Source organism: Streptomyces sp. NPDC028308 (genome assembly GCF_055565855.1).
Map to the genome: position 1 here is coordinate 446428 of NZ_JBVHTO010000005.1, position 20428 is coordinate 466855.

Below are 20428 nucleotides of genomic sequence, written 5' to 3' on the forward strand. Positions count from 1 at the left end.
GCAGCTGCTGCACGATCACGGCGTGTCGAGGATCCCTGCACTGACGCTTCACCGAGGCAGCTTGGTGGTGCGCTCGGGGTGGGCGGCGGTGACGTAGCGCATGGCGGTCTGTTCGGTGATGCCGAAAAGACGCATCAGCCTGAGCGGGTCGGCGCTTTCGGCAGCTTCGTTGAGGATGCGGTCCTGGCGCAGGCCGCTCAGCGTCAGCCCGCGGGGCAGGGCTCCACTCAGGGTGCCGATGCTGACGGCCGGGTGGTCGGGGTCGACCGCGCTCTTCTGACTGACCAGCAGGTGGGGGTTGGACGAGGCTGGCCAGCGGTGGTGACGGTAGGTCGTCCAGTCAGCGGCGAGTTGGTGGGTGAGCTCCTCCAGGTAAAGGGTGTGCCGCAGCAGACCGCGCCGAACTTCGAGAGTGCCCCGGGAAAGATCCAGGCCCGTGGTGCACAGGGCCCGGATCTCCTTGCCGGGCAGCGCGTGGACGGCGGCGAGAGCCACGACGAGGCGGCCGAGCGGTGTCGTGGCCTGATCGAGCAGTCCCATCAGGAGGTCGGAGGGGATGGACTTCGGGATGCCCTTGATGTCGCCGACCGGGAGGTCCCGGGCGGGGTTGCGGAAGATCATTCGTTCGCGCTTCAGCGCGCGGAACAAACTGCGCAGGGCTGTCGCCAGCCCACGGCGGGCATAGCCGAGCAGGTCGTCCACGGCGTCCTCGACGTGATCGTTCGTGATCTCCTTCAAGGAGGTCACGCCGGCCGTCGCGGTCCAAGCGGTGAGAGTGGGCTGGAGGTTGGTGAGATAGCGGCGGATGCCGTCGTACCCGCGCGGCTCGCCCTCGCGGGGGCCCTGTTCGCGCAGGACCTTCACCCAGGTGCGCACTTCGCTCGCAACCGGCTCCGGCAGCGCGGCCAGGGCCGCCTCGATCCATGCCTGATCCGCGTCCTGATGCAGGCCGGGGTCCTCCACTAGCAGGCCCCGGATGCGCAGGAACTGGCAGACGGACTTGGCAGCGAGGTTCACGTCGATTCGGGCCAGGTCGTATACGTCGCGTTCGAAGAAGGCCGTCTCGGCGCCGAGCCAGTAGGCGAGGATCGTGAGCGTGCGGGTGTTCTTCTTGTAGTCCGGTCGCTGCGCCGGTCGATCGCGGGTGAAATCCTCGATCAAAGTGCGGGCGGTCGAGGTCAGCGGCGGCTCGCCCACGGGCATGCTCCGCAGCCGGGCAAGCACTGGGGCCCAGTCACGCCGGAGGGTGAACAGTGGCATCTGTCCGGGGCTCGTATGCAGAGCAGGTCGCCGCGCGTCGTAGTCCGGCATCTCCGTGTTGCCGACGGGGAATGCCTCAAACGGCCCGCCCTTGCCAGTCGGCAGCGAGAACACCAGCTGCGTGAACCGCCGTGAGGCGGGGCGGGCTTCGTCGAGGAGACGGTAGGGATGGCAGCTGCGACATCGGTCGTCGCGCAGAGCCAGCCCGTCGTGACCACAGCGACAGCACCGGCCCCGCCCCGTCCGTTCCCGCCAGTGCCGACACGGATCACAGACGAATCCTGCCCGCCGACCGGCAGGAATCCAGGCGCAGCAGTCCGCGCACTGGCGTGGTGCACGAGGCGGCAGCGGCGCCAGATCAGCGCTGTATGGGGTGCGTGCGGGCTGATTCCTCCCGGAAAACCGCATGGGCTCGGGAGCCTCGTCCAGGAGACCGGCGCGCAGCAGGATGAGGCGGACCGCGTCCCCGTTTGCTGGCAGGTCCCGCAGCATGGCCTCGGGGAGCCGCTCGGCACCCTCGGCCTCGCCCACGGCCAGGGCAAGGCGGACCATCTCCGCGACCTTGCGGCGCCAGCCCGCGGTCAACCCGTGTTCGGCCTCCATTGCCTCGATCACCTGCCGGGCCTGTTCCCACCCGGCGATCGGCCGGCCGACGATCGCGCTGACGGCGGCGTCGCCCAGCACCCTGGGCACGGTGAAGAGCGGGATCTGGCCGCGCACCTGCGTCTCTAGCACCGGCGGGCCAGCGGGAGCGGCCCGCTGCTTCCGGAGCTTGGTCCACCACTCGACCCCCACGCTCAAGCCATTCTTGGTGTGCCGACGCAGGGGTCGGGACGACACCGACCGGTCGCCGTACGTACCGCCAACCGTGAGCTGGACCGGCTGCGGCTGCGCCCCCTCCAAACCGAGGGCCCACTCGGCGTCGTCCTCGGTCCGAATCGCTGCGAGGCACGGTTTGCACAACCCGTCCGAGTTGAGGTGTGCCTCGTGCCGACACCGTGGGCACACCCGGCGCTCGGGGTACTTCCTCGCCCAGGGCCGGCACACGTCGCATACCCGATTCCAGTGGATCACCAGCCATCCCAGGCACACCGGGCAGCTCCGTGCCAGGCCCTTCCCACGGTTCGCCGTCATCGGCCAGCTCTCAGCTCGGCGGGAGCGAGCGCGAACCGGTACCACGGCGACCGCGCGGCACGGGCCGCACCGGACCCGACCCTGGCCCTTCCTCGGCACCGACCGCGCGCTGGCCGGACTCCGGCGCGGCTTGGCCCGTCGCGAGCGGCTCGGCCTGGAGTAGGTCGGCGACCGTGCAGTTCAGCGCGGCGCACATCTTGTCCAGGTCATCGAGGCGCACCGTGACTGGCGTGCCACTCCACAGTGCGGCCACCTTGCTCAGCGACGGGTTGAACCCGACCTGCTGAAAGGCGGCGAGCACCTCGGTCGGCCGCCACAGGTCCCGCTGGGCGGCGATCATCCGCAGATTCCACTTCACCGAAGGTTCCCCTTGTCCATCACAAGTCGCTGGGCAGCCCGGGAGCTGGCCGCCAGATTCGCGAGCTCCGGGTCAGCGTGCGCAGTTGCCATGTACCGAAGAGTCGTAGTTGCCCAGTCGTGTCCGAGGACCTTCTGGACCTCCCAAAGTGTCATCCCACGCTGGTAGTTGTGGGTCGCGCAGGCATGCCGCAGCAGGTGCGGAAACAGGTCGGTGACCGGGCCCGTCAGGTAGTGCGCGGCCGCGGTGTGCAACGCCTTCCGGAACGTCGACGGCACGATCGCTGGTGCGATCGGCACGTTCAGGTCGGCGATCGCCTTCGACTTGCGCTCCGAGGGCCACAGCGGTGCCCGCGGGTGCTCCGCGTCGTCCCCGAACTCGCCCCGGATCTCCTCGATGTACCACCACAGCAGGGCACGGCCCTCCTGGAAGAGGTACGCCTCCCTGGGGCGGGGACCGGAGCCCCGGGCACCCTTCCCCATGACGACGAATCTGCCCCACTGGCCGTGCTCCCAGTGGATGTCGCCCAGGCACACCCCGCACAGCTCCGCCGCCCGGACGCCGGAGAGGTAAGCGACCTTCGTCATCACGTAGTCGCGGCAGGCAACCGCGTACTTCCGTGCGTTCGGCAGGTCCTCGCGCCACCGGCTGAAGAAGTCCTTAATCGCCGTCTGGGACGGCGGGATGCGCAGCCCGAAGTCCCCGCGGTGACGCGGCCGGTTGAACGGGTCGATCGGCGACCCGACGGAGGCGCCGAAGCGGCGCATGATCTCGCCGGCGTAGCGCTGCTCCAGGAACGCGAAGTACGCATCGAGCTTGTTGATCTTGCCACGCAGGGTCGACTGGGCCCGCTTGCCCGGCCCGGCGAAGTACCGGTCGACCTCGCGAGATGTCAGCTGCCACGGCACGGTGCCGTAGAACTCGCATACCTCGATCACCGGCTTGATCAGCCCGTCCAGCGTCGTGGGCGCCAGCCCTGCCGCGTCGCGCGCCCACTGGTACTCGGACAGCGTGTCGAGGAAGAAGCTCTCCTCGTCGTGCACCGAGATCCGGGCCTGGCGCCGCCGTTGCAGCGTGACCACGTCGGCGAGCCCGGTCTCCACCGACACGTCGGCCGGGTCCATCACGGCCGTCGGTTCCGGGTCCGGGCGCACGAGGGTCAGCACGCGACTTTCAGAATCTGACACGAGAACGCATATTACTGCGATCACTCGCAGATTTTACGAGTTACTGCAGAGATTCCACACGAAGGATCGAGGGTGCATAACACCCTCATCGATCTGCTGAAATGCACGTTCTCAGGTTGTCAGCACGCCTCTGGAACCCGCGCGTACTCCGCTATTGAAGACCGTGCCGTCGGGCAGGAGTTTCACCGTCCGGGCGGTGGCCCGGCCGGTGTAGATGGCGTTCGTCGCGGCGTAGATAGTCCCCACGTGTCCGGGCATCACCAGGACGCCGGATGCGGTGTGCCTTGGGACGGGGTCGGCGAAGGACACGACGCCGCGCACGCCGTCATCGAGAAGCGCGGCGTGGCAGCGGGCGAGAAACCAGCTTTCAGAATTCGAAGGGCACTCATCGAGCAAAACGAACCGGGAGCATTCGACGGATTCGGTGAAAGGGGCCTTCTGCGCACCGGTAGACGTGCAGCTCGCAGGTCACTGGGTGTTCTACCTGTGCGTCAACGATGTGATCGACAGGTGGGTCGCAGTTCAAGCGACGCGTGGCTCCCGTTGGTAGGACCTCGTCCACCTCTGCGTACAGGTCGGCTAAGGGACAGCAGCACGTCGCGGCGAGGGACGAAGAAGAACAGCGAGCAGGGGCGGGACGTGCCGGCCCAATCATGGACGGTCTTGTCCTCGACTACCTCAAATCCAACGCTTTGTTCCTCAAATTCACATCTCACGGTTGGGGTGTGGGCGGAAGGCCGCCGCTGGGTGAGGCGGCAGCGCTGGCCTCGGTGATGGTTCTGGTCGTGAATCCGACCTGGTCAACGAACGGCCGGAAGAAACCGGGCGCTGCTGCGACGATCGCGTGGGCGCGGTGCGGGGTGATTGTCTGCGCCCGGCGTTCGATGCCCGACACGATGCTGCGCACGGCCTTGTCGACGGTGCACATCCGCCACAGTCCCCGTTCGTTTCCGCCCCACAGGCGCCGACCTGCCGGATCCGCGTGGATCGCGTCCAGCATTGGCGTTTTGAGGAATGTGGGGTGCAGGCTCCCGACGCCAACGCCGAGGTGCCGCACTTCTAGACGGATGCTGTTGCACATCGCCCAGACTCCGGCCTTGCTGGCCGTGTAGGGGGCCTGGAGCGGGGAGTGCACGAAGGCCGCCATGGAGGAGGTGGCCAGCAGATAGCCGCGTTGGCGCTCGACGTGCGGCAACGCGGTTTTGAAGGTCCGCCAGACTCCAGTCAGGTTGACGTCGACGACGCGTTCGAAAACCTCAGGGTTGAGGGTGGCCATCGGAGCAACGGCGCTCACGCCGGCGTTGGCGATGACGACGTCGATGCGACCGAAGTGAGCGGCGGCGCGGTCGATCGCCGACCGGACGCTGTCGAGATCGGTCACGTCCGCTTGCGCTGCCCAGGCGACGCGGGAACCGCCGAGCGCATCGGCCTGAGCGGCGACAGCGGCCCCGTCGCGGGCGAGGAGGGCGAGGTGCGCACCTCGGCAGCGCAACGCATGGGCGACTGCAGAGCCGAGTCCGCCGGTGGAGCCGGTGATGACGACGGTGCGTCCAGTGAGGTCATAGCGGAGCATGGGACCCTTTCGGGGCTCGTCCGCGCCTGGTCAGATGACCAGGGATGCGTCGGTTGCGGGCTTGGAGACGGTTGTCTCGACGGTGTCGTGCCCAAGAGGCTCGGAGGCCGCCGGCGGGGGAAGACGGCGCCGCAGGACAGACGGCAGCCACCAGTTGGCAGCTCCCGCCAGCTTGATGACGGCCGGCACCATCAGGGGGCGGATCACCACCGCGTCCAAGAGGACGGACAGGGCCACTGTGACAGCGATGATCTTGATGTCGGTCACGTCTGTTGCCGCGAGTGCCAGCAGGACGACGAGGACTACGGCGGCGGAGGCGGTGAACAGAGGCGCAGCGGCCTGCAGCCCCTCGGCTGTCGCTCGGGCGGTATCGCGGGAGCGGTTGTACGCCTCGCTGACGCGGGCCAGGAGCAGAATTTCGTAGTCCATCGACAGGCCGAACGCGAGGAAGAACGCGATGAACGGCAGCGCGAGGTCAGTGGTGCCGGTGACGGTGAAGGCACCGACCAAGTGGCGTAGATGACCTTGCTGAAAGACGTAGACCATCGCGCCGAAGGTCGCCGTGAGGCTAAGGAAATTGATTACCAGGGCCTTGAGCGGCAGGAAGAGACTTCGGGTGAAGACGAGCAGCAAGGCCAAGGTCGCGCCAACGACAACAGCCAGGGCTGCGGGAAGCCACTGAAATGTGACGTCGCGGGTGTCGAGGAGTTCTGCCGTGGCGCCGCCGGTGAGGGCGGGTGCGGGGGCTGGCTGAGTACGGATGGTGTGCAGGAGGTGGGCAGCTGCGGCACTGTAGGGCCGGGGGGCGGAGTTGAGGGCCAGCCAAGTCCCGGTGGGCAGGGTGAACCGCCGTACCCCGGCGCAGGGGCGGGACGCAGCTAGTTCAGTGGTGGGATCGCAGCGGGCGCCGACGGACTTGCCGTCCAGGTAGGTGCCGGTCGCGGTACGCAATCCCTGGACGCCGGGCAGCTCGGAAAGGCGCCGGGCGTAGGCGTCGAGGCGATCAGCATCGTCGGGACTTGCGGGGCGCCAGCCGGGCAGGAAGACGTCAACCTCGGTGCCTACCTGGGGGAAGCCTGTGCGCAGGTCTTCCGTGGCGGTGACGACGGGTGAGTCGGCGGGCAGCACCCGCTCGTCGCTCAGGCCGAGGTTCACATCGCGGAAGGGCAGCGCGAGCAGGACCAGCAGGGCCGCGGTGAGCGTGAGGACGGCAAGCGGGCGGCGCGTGACGGCGCTCGCCAGGCTGTGCCAGCGGGCCGCGGACCGGGCGGCCTGTCGGCGACGGGCAAGGAAGTCGCGCCCGGCCCGGCGTTCGCCGAGGCAGGCGAGGGCCGCAGGGACGATCAGCAGGGACGCCGCGGCGGCCAGCAGGACGACGCTGATGCCGGCCATGCCAAGGGAGCGCATCAGCGGGATGGGGAAGAGCAGGAGACCCAGCAGGGAGATGGCGACGACGCCGGCGGAGGCGGCGACGGTGCGACCGGCGGTGCGGACGGCGGTGATCACGGCCTCGGGGTGCGGACAGCCGCCGGCGATCTCCTCGCGGTAGCGGGCGACGAGGAAAAGGCTGTAGTCCACGGCCAGGGCCAGACCGACGGCTGTGGTGAGACTGAGGGCGAAGGTGGAGACGGGGGTGGCGGTGGTCAGGGCGCGCAGGATCGCGGTGGTGCCGGTGATGGCGACGGCGCCGACGGCAAGGGGCAAGACTGCCGTCGCAATGCTGCCGAAGATCAGGAGGAGCAGTACGAGGGTGATGGGCATGGCCAGGTGTTCCGTACGCAGCAGGTCCTGTTCGCTGTGCAGTTGGAACTCGCGGGTGACGACGGCCTCGCCGGCTGTCTGGATCTCCAAGGGCCTGTGTGAGCGGGCAGCGTGGACGAGGACGCGTTCCGTGGCGTCGTGCCGCACACGTTCTGTCGCGTCGAGCCACAAGGCGATGAGGGCCGTGTGCCCGTCGGTGGCGCGCAACAGTGGGTCGGGCGGGGGCGATGGCGTATGAGCGGCGCTGGTTGGGGTGAGAGGGCCCGTCCAGTACGAGTCGACGCCGGTGACGCCGGGTACCTGGCGCAGATCATCGGCAAGTCGGGTGCCGGCAGTGCGCGCAGCCGGATCGTCGACGGACCCGGTGGTGCGGGCGAGGAGCAACAGGGGCGGCATACCGCCGTGGGGGGACTGCGCCAACCGGTTGCGTACCTGTGCTGCCGGGGTGTTCTCGGCAAGCCAGCCGCCGCTGCTCAGGTGTGCGGAGACTCCGGCGGACAGCAGACCCGTGAGGACGACGAAGAGTGCGGCGGCGGCCAGGACGAGCCGGTGGCGGCGGGCGGCCCACCGTGCGAGCGCGGCCAAGCGGCCCGGGATGTGCGAGCGGTCCGGGTGCAGGGGTGGCTCGCACATCACGGTCGGCCTCTCTACGACAGGTGTATGGGTCGGTGGGGTCAGGGGGTGTGAGCGCTCAGTGCGGGCCCGGCTGGGCCCGGAATGGGCAGAGCCGACGCTGTTGAACTGGGCGTGGCCGGCGCCGGGACGGTGGGGGTCTGGTGGCCGAGGCGGATCAGGGCGCGGCGGGCGAGGTCGGTGATGCCTTGGGCGTTGAGGAATTCCAGGGTCGGCAGTTCGCAGCCCAGGCGGCGGCGTGCGGCGACGACGGCTTCGACGGCCATCAGGGAGTCCAGGCCGAGCTGGTCCAGGCGGCGGTCGCGATCGAGGCGGGCGGGGTCGGTCTGCAGGATCTCGGCCAGTACCTGGGTGATGGCGTCGGCCGCCAGGGTGAGTGCTTCGTCGGGGGTGGCGGTGGCGAGGCGGTGGCGTAGCTGGTCGGGGCCGTCGTCCTGGGGGGTGTGGAGGGGGATGAGACCGGCGAGGCGGGGGGTCTGCACGGCCGGCATCATGCTGCGGATGCGGGCCCAGTCGATCCTGGCGGCGGCGGTGACGTCGGTGTCCTGGGCGACGGCGTCCGTGAGGGCGGTGCAGGCCTCGGCGGGGGTGAGGTTGTCCAAGCCGAGGCGCGCGAGCATGTCGGTGATGCCGTGGCGGGCGGCGTAACCGGTGTCGCCGACAGCGCCCCAGGACACGGTCGTGCCGGGCAGGCCGGCGGCGCGCCGGGTGCGGGTGAGTGCTTCGAGGTAGGCGTTGGCGGCGGTGTAGTTGGCCTGGTAGGCGTTGCCGAACCAGGCGGTGACCGATGAGCAGGTCGCGAACAGGTGGAGGTTGCCCTCGCGGGTGAGCGCGTCCAGGGCGGCCGCGCCGAGCATCTTGGGCTCCAGGGCGGTGCGCAGGCGTTCGTCGGTGAGTTCGGCCAGCGGTGCGTCGTCCAGGACCATCGCGGCGTGGATCACCCCGCCCAGGGGGAGGGCGTCGGTGTCGATGGTGGCGAATGTCCGGCGCAGGTCCTCTTCGCGGGTGACATCAGCCGCGTGGACAGTGGCGGTGGCGCCGCGCTGGGCGAGCGTCTCAATCAGTTGGGCGGCGTCGGGGGTGTCGGCGCCTCGGCGGCCCAGGAGGGCGAGGTGGCGTGCGCCGTGGTCGACGAGACGGTGGGCGAGGGCTGCTCCCAGGCCGCTGAGTCCGCCGGTGACCAGGTAGGTGGCGTCCGGGGAGAGCTGCAGGGGCGGGTCGATGCGCTCCAGGGGAGGTGGCTCCTCGAAGGTGATGACGACCTTGCCGAGGTGGCGGGAGCGTTGCAGGACGCGCAGTGCCTCGCTGATCCGGGTGGCCGGGTAGGCCAGGTGCAGCAAGGGGCGATAGGTTCCGTCCGCGATGAGCTGGGTTGTTTCGTCGAAGCAGGTCCCGGCCTGAGGCAGGCGGCCGGAGATGAGCTGATAGGCGTCCACGCCGAAGAAGGCGATGTTGTTGCTGAAGGGCCGCAGCGCCAGGGGGGTGGAGGTGTAGATGTCGCGCTTGCCGAGTTCCAGGAAGCGTCCGCCCGGCCGCAGGAGTTCCAGGGTGCGGCTGATGGCCTCTCCCGCCAGGGAGTTGAGGACGACGTCGACGCCCTGCCCGCCGGTGAGGTCGCGGACGTGCTCGGCGAAGTCCAGGGTGCGGGAGTCCAGGACGTGGCGGACGCCGAGCATGCGCAGCAGGTCGCGTTTGGCAGGGGTGCCGGCGGTGGCGATGACGTGGGCGCCGCGGGCTTGGGCGAGCTGGAGGGCGGCGAGGCCGATGCCGCCGGCGGCACCGTGGACAAGGACGGTCTCGCCGGCCTGGAGACGCGCGAGGCGATCGAGGGCGTGGTGGACGGTGAAGTAGACCACCGGCAGGGTGGCGGCTTCGGTGAACGTCATGCCGTCGGGGATGGTCCCCACGAGGCGGGCGTTGACGGTCACGTGGGAGCCGAGGCTGCGGGGCGCGAGCGCGTAGACGCGGTCGCCCGGCGCCAGGTGGGTGACATTGGCGCCGACTGCGGTGACCGTGCCGGCGCATTCCAGGCCCAGGGCTGGCCCGTCCGGCAGCGGGGTCTCCGCGCCCGGGGGCAGGAGGCCAACGGCGAGCATGACGTCGCGGTAGTTGAGGGCGGCCGCTGCGACGGCGATGGTGACCTCGTCGGCGGCGGGCTGCTGCGGCCGGTCCGGGGTCCAGGTGAGCCGGGGGCGCAGGCCGGCGTCGTGCAGACGCAGCGTGAAGGGCGTTGAGCTGGAGGCCTCGGGTGCGGTGGTGGAAGCGGGCCGGGGAACGGTGCGCGGGACGAAGCGCCCGCCGCGGGTCAGGACGACCTCGTCCTCGTCGGTGGGCTGGAGCAGTTCGGCCGCCAGGCGCCGCGCGTCGTCGGCGGGCCAGGCCCCGGTATCCAGGGAGATACGCCGGATGGTCAGTTGGGGGATCTCGTTCGCCAGGGAGCGGGTAGCGCCCCACAGTGCTGCGTCCTCAGGAGCGCCCGGCCGTTCGGGAGCGGGGTGGATGCCGCTGGGCCGGGTAACGATCCACAGGTTGGCTGCGGCCCCGGCCGGCAGGTGTGAGCCGGTTTCGGCGAGGTCCCGCAGCACACCGAGTCGGGCGACGGCCTGCTCGCACATGTCGGCGGGGCTGTCGCCGGAATTGGCGTCGAACACCAGGACCGTGTGCGGCGGCTGCTGTTCCCCCGCGCCCTGTGCCCAGTGCCGAGGCGCCTGGTCCAGACCGGTGACGCGGACGTCGACGCCCGCCTCGAGGAGAACGACGACGAGGTCACGCAGCAGGTCGCCGTCGGGCTTCTCCCCGGCCAGCAGCCAACGCGCGTCCGCGGCGGCGGGCGGTGTGAGGGGGACGGGGAGGGCGGGGGAGCGGGGTGCGCGGCGGGCGCAGAGCACCGAGTACTCGAGTTCCGGCAAAGCTTGGTCATGTCCGAGTTGGGCGACCTCGTCGAAGCCGCACTCGCGCAGCAGAGGTGCCCATGCCTGCGCCGGCAGCAGAGGGGAGTCCTGGCGCAACGGGGCGTCGGTGAAGTCCCAGAATCCCTCAAGGGTGCCGAAGCAGGGGGCCAGCAGACCCGGTTCGTGGGTCTCGTGGGCGAGAAGTTGTCCGCCGTCGGCAAGGAGATGGGTGACGCGGGCGAGCGTCGCACGCAGGTCCCGGGTGGCATGCAGGACGTTGGTGGCGATCACCACGTCGAAGGAGCCCGCGGTGAAGCCCTGCTCGGCCGGGTCCTGGTTCAGATCCAGACAGCGGTAGTCGACGAAGTCGAAGTCGGCGAAGCGCGCCTTGGCGGAGGGGAAGAAACCAGCGGACAGGTCGGTGAAGGCGTAGGCGGTGCGCTCGGGCGGCAGGTGCGGCAGAAGCAGGGCGGTGCTGCTGCCGGTACCGGCACCGACCTCCAGGATGCGCAGCGGCCGGTCCTCGGGCCAGGTGCGGACCTGTTCGCGTACCAGGGCGAGCAGCAGCTGATTGTGGAAGCGAGGCTGGACGGCGTCGCTGTAGAAGTACTCGATCAGATGGCGGTCGGGTTCGTCGAAGAGCAGCGTCAGCGGATCGCGCTTGCCGCTCAGGACGTCGGCCAGGTGCAGGCAGCACCGGCCGAACAGGGACGTCTCGACCGCATGCCGGGGGAAGTCGCGAACGAGTTGCTCGAACAGCTCCAGCGCCGGGGGGCCGTCTGTGTCGGGAAGGCGCCAGCGGGCAGGGCGGCCTTCTCCGGCCGGCTGGATCGGGCGCAGCAGACCCCGGGTGGCATGGGCGAGCAGCTCGGCCAGAGGGGCGTGGCGGAGCTGCATGCCGCCTGCCACCAGATCCCCGGTGTCGAACTCGCTCTGCCCTTCTGGCAGCATCTGGGCGAACGCGTCGGCGATCAGGCGCGAGCAGCACTCGCGTAGACGCTGCAGCCCGGCTTCGTTCCCCTCCTCGCGCCAGGTCTCCTCCAGACGGTCGCGGTAGGGCAGACACGCCTGCGCCAGAGCGGTGGGCGAGGGCAGCAGGGCGGGCAGTGCCGGGTCGGTGGCGCCCGGAGCGGCGCGCAGCACGTTGACCAGGTGCTGTACGGGTTCGGTGGGGGTGTTGCCCATGCGGCGCAACCGGCAGCCGGTGAGCTGGAGGCAGACAAGGCCGTCGGCGTCGGAGAGGGTGATGTCCCAGCACGTTTCCTGGGGGTTGTTCTCCCGCAGGCGTACGTGGATCATTCCGCTCTGCGGCGGAGTGCGCCACAGGCGCAAGGCTTCGACGGCCACCGGCAAGAACGGCAGGTACTCGCCGTTGACACCAGTCAGGCAACCGCCTGCCTGGAGTGCGCCGTCCAGGAGCGCCGGGTGGACGTGGTAGCCGTCAGCGGGTTCCCCCAGAGTGTAGGAGGCGAGGGCTTCCCCCTCGTGCAGCTGCAGCTCCGTCAGGACCTGGAAGGCGGGGCCGTACACCAGGCCCGCGCGCCGGGCCCGGGCGTAGTGCTCGGCGACGTCCATGCGGGTGTGCAGGCGCGAGCGCAGGGCGGCGAGGTCGACGCAGGGTGGTGCGGCGGCCAGCAGACGCCGCACGCGGGCCCGGGCGTACGGCTGCCACGGCAGGTCGTCGCCGGTACGTGCCGCGATCGTTAGGGCCTGGTCGCCGTCGCTGAGCGAGACCTGTACGCGCACGTCGGCGGCCTCGTCATCCCAGGGCAGATCGAGAGCACGGGTGATGAGGAGATGGTTGACCTCGACGGGGGCATCGTGGACGAGGCCGCCTGCGGCGAGGGCCATCTCCAGGTAGGCGGCGGCGGGCATGACGGCGGAGCCTGCGACCTGGTGGTCGGCCAGCCACGGCAACCGGGTGGGCTCTACTAGGTTGGACCAGCAGGGCTGCTGCACGGGGACGCGTGCCCCCAGCAAGGGGTGCTGGACGGGGGTGGTCTCGCCGGTGACGCGCAGCCACCACTGAGGGTCACCGTGCCATTGCCGCTCGCGCTGCCAGGGATAGGCCGGCAAGTCGGTCGTGTGTCCGGGCTGCGGGAAGAAGGCGTCCCACTGGATGTGAGCGCCTGCGGCCAGCACCTGGGCCGCCGCAGTGTCGACAGCGGCGGGCCCTGGCACGGCCCGGGCACAGGTAGCCGTGACCAGCACAGGCTGTTCCGATCCCTTGACCGCCTTGCGCAAGTACGGCCGCAGGATGGGGTGAGGACCGATATCGACGAAAATGTCGAAACCGTCATCGAGCAACGTATGCAGGGCTGGTCCGAACAGCACGGGCTCGCGGACGTTGCGCCACCAGTAGTGGGCTCCGAGCTCCTCGCCCGGGCAGACGGTGCCGGTGACCGTCGAGACGAACGGAACAGCGGTGGTGGCAGGGCGCAGCCCCTCCAGGGACGCGAGCAGGCCGTCCCGTACGGGGTCCATGGCTTGGCTGTGGAAGGCGTAGTCCAGCTCTAGCATGCGGAAGAAGACCGCGCGCAGCTCCAAGTCGGCGCCCAGGGCTTGGAGGTGTTCCTGGGGACCGCAGATGGTGACGTCATGGTCGCCGTTGACGGCGGCGATCTCCAGAGCGCCGGCGTAGGGGGCGAGTTCCTTGGTCGCCTCCTCCGCGGACAGGCCGACTGCGGCCATGCGGCCTCCGCCGCGCGTGGTTGCCTGAGCACGGCTGCGTTCAGCTACCACCCGGGCGGCGGCAGGCAGGTCGAGAGCGCCGGCGATGTGGGCGGCGGCGATCTCGCCGACGCTGTGGCCCAGGACCGCGGCCGGGCGGATACCACGGGCCTTGAGCAGTTCCACCAGAGCGATCTGGAAGGCGAACAGCAGCGGTTGGGCGATCTCGGTGGCCTCGATGCGCGTGGGGTCGGCCGCGGCCATCTCCTCACGCACCGACCAGCCCAGGTGGGGTCGGAGCGAGTCATCGACCCGGTCGAGCGCTGCCCTGAAAACGGGTTCCTCGCGTAGCAGGTCCGCTCCCATGCCGGCCCACTGGGAGCCGTTGCCGCTGAAGGCGAACACCACTCGGCCCTTTGCCACCCCTTGTCCTGTGGCGGTGGCGGCGGGCAGGGGCAGTGCCCCCTGGCCGACGGCCTCTAGCGCTTCGGCTGCCTGCCGGGCACCGGAAGCCAGGACCACGGCCCGATGGGGGTGCAGGGTACGACGACGAGCGGCCGTCCATGCAACGGCGTAGAACCCCTCGGAGGTCTCCTCCTGCAGTCGCTGAGCCATGCGGGCCGCTGCGGCCTCCAGCGCCTCCGGGGTGCGGGCCGAGACCACTACCGGCAGCACACCCTTAGGGGGCTCGCTCGGGCTGTTGACGGGTACTACGGGCGCGGCGGCCAGGACGACGTGCGCGTTGGAGCCCCCGAAGCCGAAGGAGTTGACGCCGACCACGGGCCGCTGCCCGGCAAGAGGCCTGGCTTCGGTGCACGGATCGAGCTGCCAGCCCTCGAAGTCGATGTGAGGACTGAGCGGCTGCGCGTGCAGGGTCGGTGGGATACGGCGGTGACGCAGGACGAGGAGGGCTTTCACCAGTCCGGCCATGCCGGATGCGGCCTCCAGGTGACCTGTGTTGCTCTTGACCGATCCGATCGGCAGCGACCCGACCGTGCGACGGGCGCCCAGGGCCCGGCCGATGGCGTCGCACTCGATCGGGTCGCCCACCGGTGTTCCCGTACCGTGGGCCTCCAGATAGGACAGATCGTCGGCGCTCACGCCGGCCTGGGCGTAGACCTGCTCCAGCAGCGCTGCCTGCGCCTGGGCGCTGGGGAGTGCCAGCCCGGTGGTGCTGCCGTCGCTGTTGACGCCGCTCGCCAGGATCACCCCATGGATGCGGTCGCCGTCGGCGAGCGCATCGGACAGGAGCTTGAGGGCCACGACGCCGCCGCCCTCCGCACGCACGTAGCCGTCGGCTTCGGCCGAGAAGACACGGCAGCGACCGGTCGGCGAGAGCATGGAGGCGGCCGAGAAACCGGTGAAACCGAACGGACTGAGCAGGACGCTCACTCCACCCGCCAGAGCCATACGCGCCCGGCCCGCGCGCAGCGTCTCGCATGCCTGATGCAGGGCGGTCAGGGCCGAGGAGCAGGCGGTATCCACCGCCATGCTCGGCCCGTGCCAGTCAAGCAGGTGGGAGATGCGATTGGCGGCGTTGGTCGCGGCCAGACCAGCCATCGAGTACGCGTTGGGGGCATCACCGCCGGTGGACTGCAAGTCGGCGTAGTCGTGACTGGACATGCCGACGAACACCGCCGTGTCCGACCCGGCGGTGGCGGTCTGGTCGATGCCGGCGTCGTCCAGGGCCTCGACCGCCATCTCTAGCAGCAGCCGGTGCTGCGGATCCATGCGCGCCGCCTCGCGCGGTGAGACCCGCTGGAAGTAGCCGTTGTCAAAACCGGTCACGTCCTGGAGGAATCCGCCCGCAGCCGTGTAGCTCTTGTTGCTCCTGCGCCGCTGGGTGTCGACGAACCGCTCGGGGTCGAACCGGTCCGGCGGGACCTCTCCCACCAGGTCACGTCCTCCCTCCAGCGCCTCCCACAGGTCCTGCGGCCCATCGACGCCGCCTGGCAACCGGCACGAGAGGCCCACGATCGCCACGGCGGGCCTGTCAGGGTTCGTGGGGGCCACAATCACAGAGTTCTCCCAATGCACAAGAAAAAAAGAGGGGCAACAAAGACGCCTTGCAGGTGATGGCGCGCGAAAAGTGCTTCCACCGCCGGTGACGCCGTGATCTTAGGGAAAGCGACGAACAGTTATGGCACGCGATGCGCGTGCGGGTGAACGCTAGAGACAAATCTGCAGAATATACGGGGCGATTTCGGCCGATCCGGCGGCCCAGGACCCCTCGGTCATTCACCCATGTGCGTGAAGTGCGCGCCGATCCCAGGGCGCTGACGTGCAAAAACGCCGCGTGCGCGTCAACGGACCGCTCGTCTATCCCCGGAAAGGGTGGGTAGATGAGTGTTCCTTCAGGCGCCGGTAGGGTCGCCGACGTCCCGAGCCCGTTTTCACACGCGGCCTCTTGCGCGTCCACGGCAACAAACGTGTCACCGCCGCGCTTCCGCGCGCCGCGACCCAGCCGACGAAGGCCCCTTTCAAGGCGGCCGTAACGTTCCCGGAAGGTAGGCCATGAGCAGTTCCCCAGTCGCCGTACCCGACGTCCAAACCGATGTCACCGCTTGCGGCTGGTGGCGTCCGTGCACGGTTCAGGTCATCGGCGAGGTGCCGGCAGGACAGCAGGCGCTGCGGTCCTTCCTGAACCATCTGGTCGCCTCCTTCGAGGTACAGGGCCACACCGTCCTGGACCGCTCCTACGGCGACGTTGACCTGATGCTCATGTGCGGGCAGATCCCTGAGGGGCCGCAACCCCTGCGGGAGAGGATCCCGGACACCTACCCGCCGCTGAGTGCCATGCTGCGTCACCAGCACGGCCTGCGCCGCAACCCGCGCCATGTCGTCGCCGTGGTCGAGGTGCCTGAACGGCTCAGCGCGTTCCCCCACGCAGACGTCGTCGCCACCGCCCGCACAGCCATGGGCCGGCTCGGCGCGGCCAAGGTCCTGTTCGTGTCCCGCGGGGATGCTCCCGGTCAGGTGGCAGAGGTGACGTTCTGCAACATGGAGGGTGGTCATCCCACCGAGACCACGGACATCGCCGACCGCATGCGTGATCGGCTGGTCACCGCGGCGTGCGCCCGGCAGGTCGCTGAGGACTACGACACCGTCCGGGACGCGATCACCCCCGAGGCGTGGCAGGCCAGCACCGCACCTGAGCAACTGGCCTATGCCGGCCGTCGGATGGGCGAGCTGGGACTGCTGCCGGCGCCGGTGAAGGTGTCCGACTTCGTCTCCGACCAGCTGGCCGACATGTACGAGGTCTACATGGGAATGCGGGGCTTCAGCGAAGGCATGCTGTTCGCCTTCGACCCCGATCTCAACTGCCTGGTGGTCAGCGCATCAGGTTCCTGGGACGTCGACAAGCGCAGCCTGACACGGGAGCAGACCGTGGCCGTCGAGCCGCGCCTGGCCGACGGGCGGCGCCTGCGTGTCCTGGCGCCCAGCGGCATGCTGCCGATGCAACCATCAGTAGAGACGTGGGAGATCTGCGCCCTGATGGAGGCGTGCCCCACCGTCCGCGTCACGAAGGACCCGTCGGGCACCTGGGGCCTGGACCCCGACGGAGAACGCGAGGTACCGCTCATCCGGGCCGGCATTCACGCCCACGTCGGTGTCGTATCCAGCGACCACACGGTGATCGAAACCGTCGAAGCGGACCGCGAACAGTTCCCCTACGGCTTCGGCTGCGGTACCGACCTGACGGTCGAGATCGCCCGCGACACCGTCCGCCGGTCACACGCCGTCAACGATCCGGCCGATTTGCGGACCTATGTGCGCTGGCCCCTGCTGTACCACGGGGAGATGGCCGTCGAACTGTGGAAGCCCGGCCTGCCCGCCCAGCCCTTCGAAGGACTGCTCGACCTGTACGGCACAGCAGTGCACTTCACACCCGACGATGTCCCCCAGCCGGTATGAGGGGGCCTTCCGGCTCCCTCCCCTGGACGACCCAGCAGAGAGCAGCCTGCCGCCGTCGACTGTAGCCGTGCCGAGGGCTTCGATCGGTGATCGCCGCTGCCTGCACCGGACCCGGAGCCGGCAGTACGCCTCCTCTTCCGCGACACCATGAGCAGAGGTCCGGGCTGCGGTCGATTGGCTCCTCCCTCGCCCGGTCTTCGTAAACGAGGCACCGCGATATGACCTTCCCATCCGTCCGCCCGCGATCGTCGACCCGTTCACTGACTCCGGACTGCGGGGCGTTTCCAGGGCTGCGCATCGGCCAGGACCTCCTGTGCGGTGATCGACTGCTGCTCGCTCTGGCGGTCATCCTGTCCCTTGCTTCGGCCGCAGCCGGTCTGGCGGTGCCGTGGCTGGCGATGGGCGTGATGCACGCTCTCACCCGGCACCAGCCGGTCACCCCTCCCGCCGTGGGCATGAGCGTCGCTGTCCTGGGCGCGGCCGGGCTGCAAGCTCTCAGCGGGTGGTTACTGGCGGGAGTCGGCGAGCGCGCCGTGTTGCGACTGCGCCGCCTGGCCATGGGGCATCTGCTGCGGCTTCCGCTGCACGCGGTACGCGACGAGGGCACTGGCAGCCTCACTGCCAGGGTCACCTCAGATGCTGCGCTCCTGCGTCTGCTGATCGAATCCGGTTTCGTCCACCTCCCGGTGGCGCTCATCGCCACGGCGGCCACGCTTACCGCCATGGTCGTCATCGACCCAGGCCTCACCATGGTCGCCGTCGGAGCTTTCGGGCTCACTGGAGCTTGCATCGCCCCAATGACGGCCCGGATGAAACGCCTCGCAGTCGCCCAGCAGCACGCGCTCGGACAGCTCGCACAGAGCCTCACCGCCCACCTCGTCGCACTCGTCACCGTCAAAGCCTGCCGCTATGAGAGTGAGGCCGCACACAAACTTGGGCACGCCGCAGACGCCGTTCGTTCAGCGTGTCTGCCCGCCTCCCGCTTGCAGTGCCTCATCGGCCCGGTCGTGAGTTTGGGCCAGCAGATTGCCGTGCTAGCCGTCGCATTGGCAGCAGGGCAGCAAATCACGCACGGCCAGTTGCCTCTGGCCGCCTTCAGCGGCTTCTTTCTCTACTTGCTGCACCTCACCTCGCCCCTGACAGTCGTCGCCCTGGGCATCGGCCACCTACAGGCGGGACGAACCGCACGAGGCCGCTTCCACCACCTCCTCACTCGCCCAGCGGAAGCGGAACAAGAGACGACAGCAGCTCCCACCCTGCCCCTACCCCGCCCCGACGCACATGCGGTGATCTTCCGCCGTGTCACCTTCCGCCTTCCACAAGGCCACCGTGTCTTGCACCAAGCGAGCTTCCACATCCCCGCGACCGGGCTAACCGCCCTCATCGGTTCCTCCGGCACCGGAAAGTCCACGGTCCTCACGCTGATCAACTGCCTCACACAGCCCGAGCACGGGGAAATCCGCGTCCTAGGCAGGTCCGTCAGCAACTGGCCCCTCGGCGACCTGCGCCGACGCGTCACCTACGTCGACCAACAGTCCACCCTCATCGAAGGCACCATTCGCGAGAACCTGCAACTTGGTCTCGCCAAACCGCACAGCGAAGCAGACCTGCTGAACGCGTTGGAGACGGTCGGACTACACCAAACCGTGTTGCGTCTCCCCCAAGGCCTCGACACGCCCCTGGGCCGCGTCCACGACCTGTCCGGCGGGCAACGCCAGCGCCTCGCCGTAGCCCGCGCCCTACTCACAGACAGCGACATCCTCCTCCTCGACGAGCCAAACTCCCACTTGGACACCATTAGCGAGCGCCTCGTCAGCCGAGCCGTGGACGACCTGGCGGCCACCCGCTGCGTCATCGTCGCCAGCCACCGACTGCCCACCATCCGCAGGGCCCGGCACGTCATCCTGCTCACGGAAGACGGGACAGCAGTCTCCGGAAGCCACGAGCACCTTCTCACTTGCAACAGTCACTACAGAGAACTCACCACTGGGCACGCCATAGAAGCTGGCTCACCGCTTAGAACACCGCCAGCCGACTCTCCGCACGCCTCAACTCCCGGTCTCGTCGGCAATTGAGCCCTCGCAGAGTCCGACATTCTCTGTCCGGGCCGCACAAGCCTGCTCGGTTGCCTGGGTGCGTTGCGGTGTGCTCCGAGTGGGCGGTGGCGGCGTAGCACTTGACCGTCCGCTCCTTGATCGGGCAGCAACCCAACCGCGAAATCAACAACCCGACTGGCTAGTCGGGACCATCCCCGCGCGTGACGGGAGCAGAGGTTGGCAGCGGTCCACTCCGTGACCTTGACGGGACCATCCCCACGCGTGCGGGGAGCAGGGCCTTCAGCAGACCCCCGCTAAGACCGTGCAGGGACCATCCCTGCGCGTGCGGGGAGCAGATCTGCGACGCGTTGGTCTGCACGCCGGCGAGGGGACCGTCCCCGCGTGTGCGGGGAGCAGGGCAAGAGATCGAGGCGGGTGATGGTGCCGCGGGGACCATCCCCGCGCGTACGGGGAGAAAGCCACCAAGGCGCCCTGGAGGCCACCAGGGTAGGGCCCATCCCCGCGCGCGGGGAGCAGCCGGTCGGCCCGGGCTGGTGGTGCGAGATCAAGGGGCCATCCCCGCGCGTGCGGGGAGCAGCATCTGGAGATCCACGTCTCCTACGAGCCGACGGGACCATTCCCGCGCCTGCGGGGAGCATGTCCCTGACACCGACAAGGCATGCCGTGCCGTGCAGTGCCGTCAAGAGTATCCCCGCGCGTGCGGGGAGCAGTCGGCGCGGAAGGTGATCAGGCCCTTCTCGTAGGGACCATCCCCGGATCTGCGGGGAGCAGATGCATTCCTCAGCGAACAGCGCGGTGTAGTCAGGATCATCCCCACGGGTGTGGGGAGCGGTTGTGCTGGGGTGTGGAATCGTCGAGGACGTGGGGGCCATCTCAGCGCGTGCGGGGAGCAGATCGGGGGCACCCCGCGCCGCGCCAGTCGGGACCATCCCCGCGCGTGAGGCGAGCAGAGCCTGTGGACGTCGGGCAACCCCGAGACGAAGGGGCCA

The 20428-nt window shown here is 69.4% G+C and carries 8 protein-coding genes and 1 pseudogene; 2 read left to right on the forward strand and 7 right to left on the reverse strand.

Going from position 1 to position 20428, the window contains the following annotated elements; genetic code table 11:
* Positions 1-48 precede the first annotated feature (48 nt).
* The 7 genes and pseudogenes from ACZ4VA_RS14325 to ACZ4VA_RS14355 all read right to left on the reverse strand — a co-directional run bounded on the left by ACZ4VA_RS14325 (position 49) and on the right by ACZ4VA_RS14355 (position 15504).
* Positions 49-2394 carry a hypothetical protein gene (locus tag ACZ4VA_RS14325; RefSeq protein WP_468081444.1) on the reverse strand — a complete coding sequence of 782 codons (2346 nt, stop codon included), beginning with the start codon at positions 2392-2394 and terminating at the stop codon, positions 49-51.
* 10 nt (positions 2395-2404) lie between these two features.
* Positions 2405-2734: a helix-turn-helix domain-containing protein gene (locus tag ACZ4VA_RS14330; RefSeq protein ID WP_468081446.1), complete on the reverse strand. Its 330-nt coding sequence runs from the start codon at positions 2732-2734 to the stop codon at positions 2405-2407.
* Between the two features lie 14 nt (positions 2735-2748).
* On the reverse strand, positions 2749-3876 hold the full coding sequence (locus tag ACZ4VA_RS14335) for a tyrosine-type recombinase/integrase (protein WP_468081500.1): 1128 nt from the start codon (positions 3874-3876) through the stop codon (positions 2749-2751).
* A 174-nt stretch (positions 3877-4050) separates the two neighbouring features.
* Positions 4051-4365, reverse strand: a pseudogene (locus ACZ4VA_RS14340) (Mom family adenine methylcarbamoylation protein); the annotation flags it as partial.
* Positions 4366-4651: 286 nt separating this feature from the next.
* Positions 4652-5512, reverse strand: coding sequence for an SDR family NAD(P)-dependent oxidoreductase (locus ACZ4VA_RS14345; protein WP_468081448.1), 861 nt, complete (start codon positions 5510-5512; stop codon positions 4652-4654).
* Positions 5513-5542: 30 nt separating this feature from the next.
* Positions 5543-7906: an MMPL family transporter gene (locus ACZ4VA_RS14350; RefSeq protein WP_468081450.1), complete on the reverse strand. Its 2364-nt coding sequence runs from the start codon at positions 7904-7906 to the stop codon at positions 5543-5545.
* A 41-nt stretch (positions 7907-7947) separates the two neighbouring features.
* Positions 7948-15504 carry an SDR family NAD(P)-dependent oxidoreductase gene (locus ACZ4VA_RS14355; RefSeq protein ID WP_468081452.1) on the reverse strand — a complete coding sequence of 2519 codons (7557 nt, stop codon included), beginning with the start codon at positions 15502-15504 and terminating at the stop codon, positions 7948-7950.
* A gap of 477 nt (positions 15505-15981) precedes the next feature.
* Here ACZ4VA_RS14355 and ACZ4VA_RS14360 point away from each other — a divergent pair, with 477 nt between their 5' ends.
* Together ACZ4VA_RS14360 and ACZ4VA_RS14365 are read left to right on the forward strand one after the other, a co-directional pair.
* Positions 15982-17382 carry a hypothetical protein gene (locus tag ACZ4VA_RS14360; protein WP_468081454.1) on the forward strand — a complete coding sequence of 467 codons (1401 nt, stop codon included), beginning with the start codon at positions 15982-15984 and terminating at the stop codon, positions 17380-17382.
* A 218-nt stretch (positions 17383-17600) separates the two neighbouring features.
* Positions 17601-19457: an ABC transporter ATP-binding protein gene (locus ACZ4VA_RS14365; protein ID WP_468081456.1), complete on the forward strand. Its 1857-nt coding sequence runs from the start codon at positions 17601-17603 to the stop codon at positions 19455-19457.
* The last annotated feature ends 971 nt before the right edge of the window (positions 19458-20428 follow it).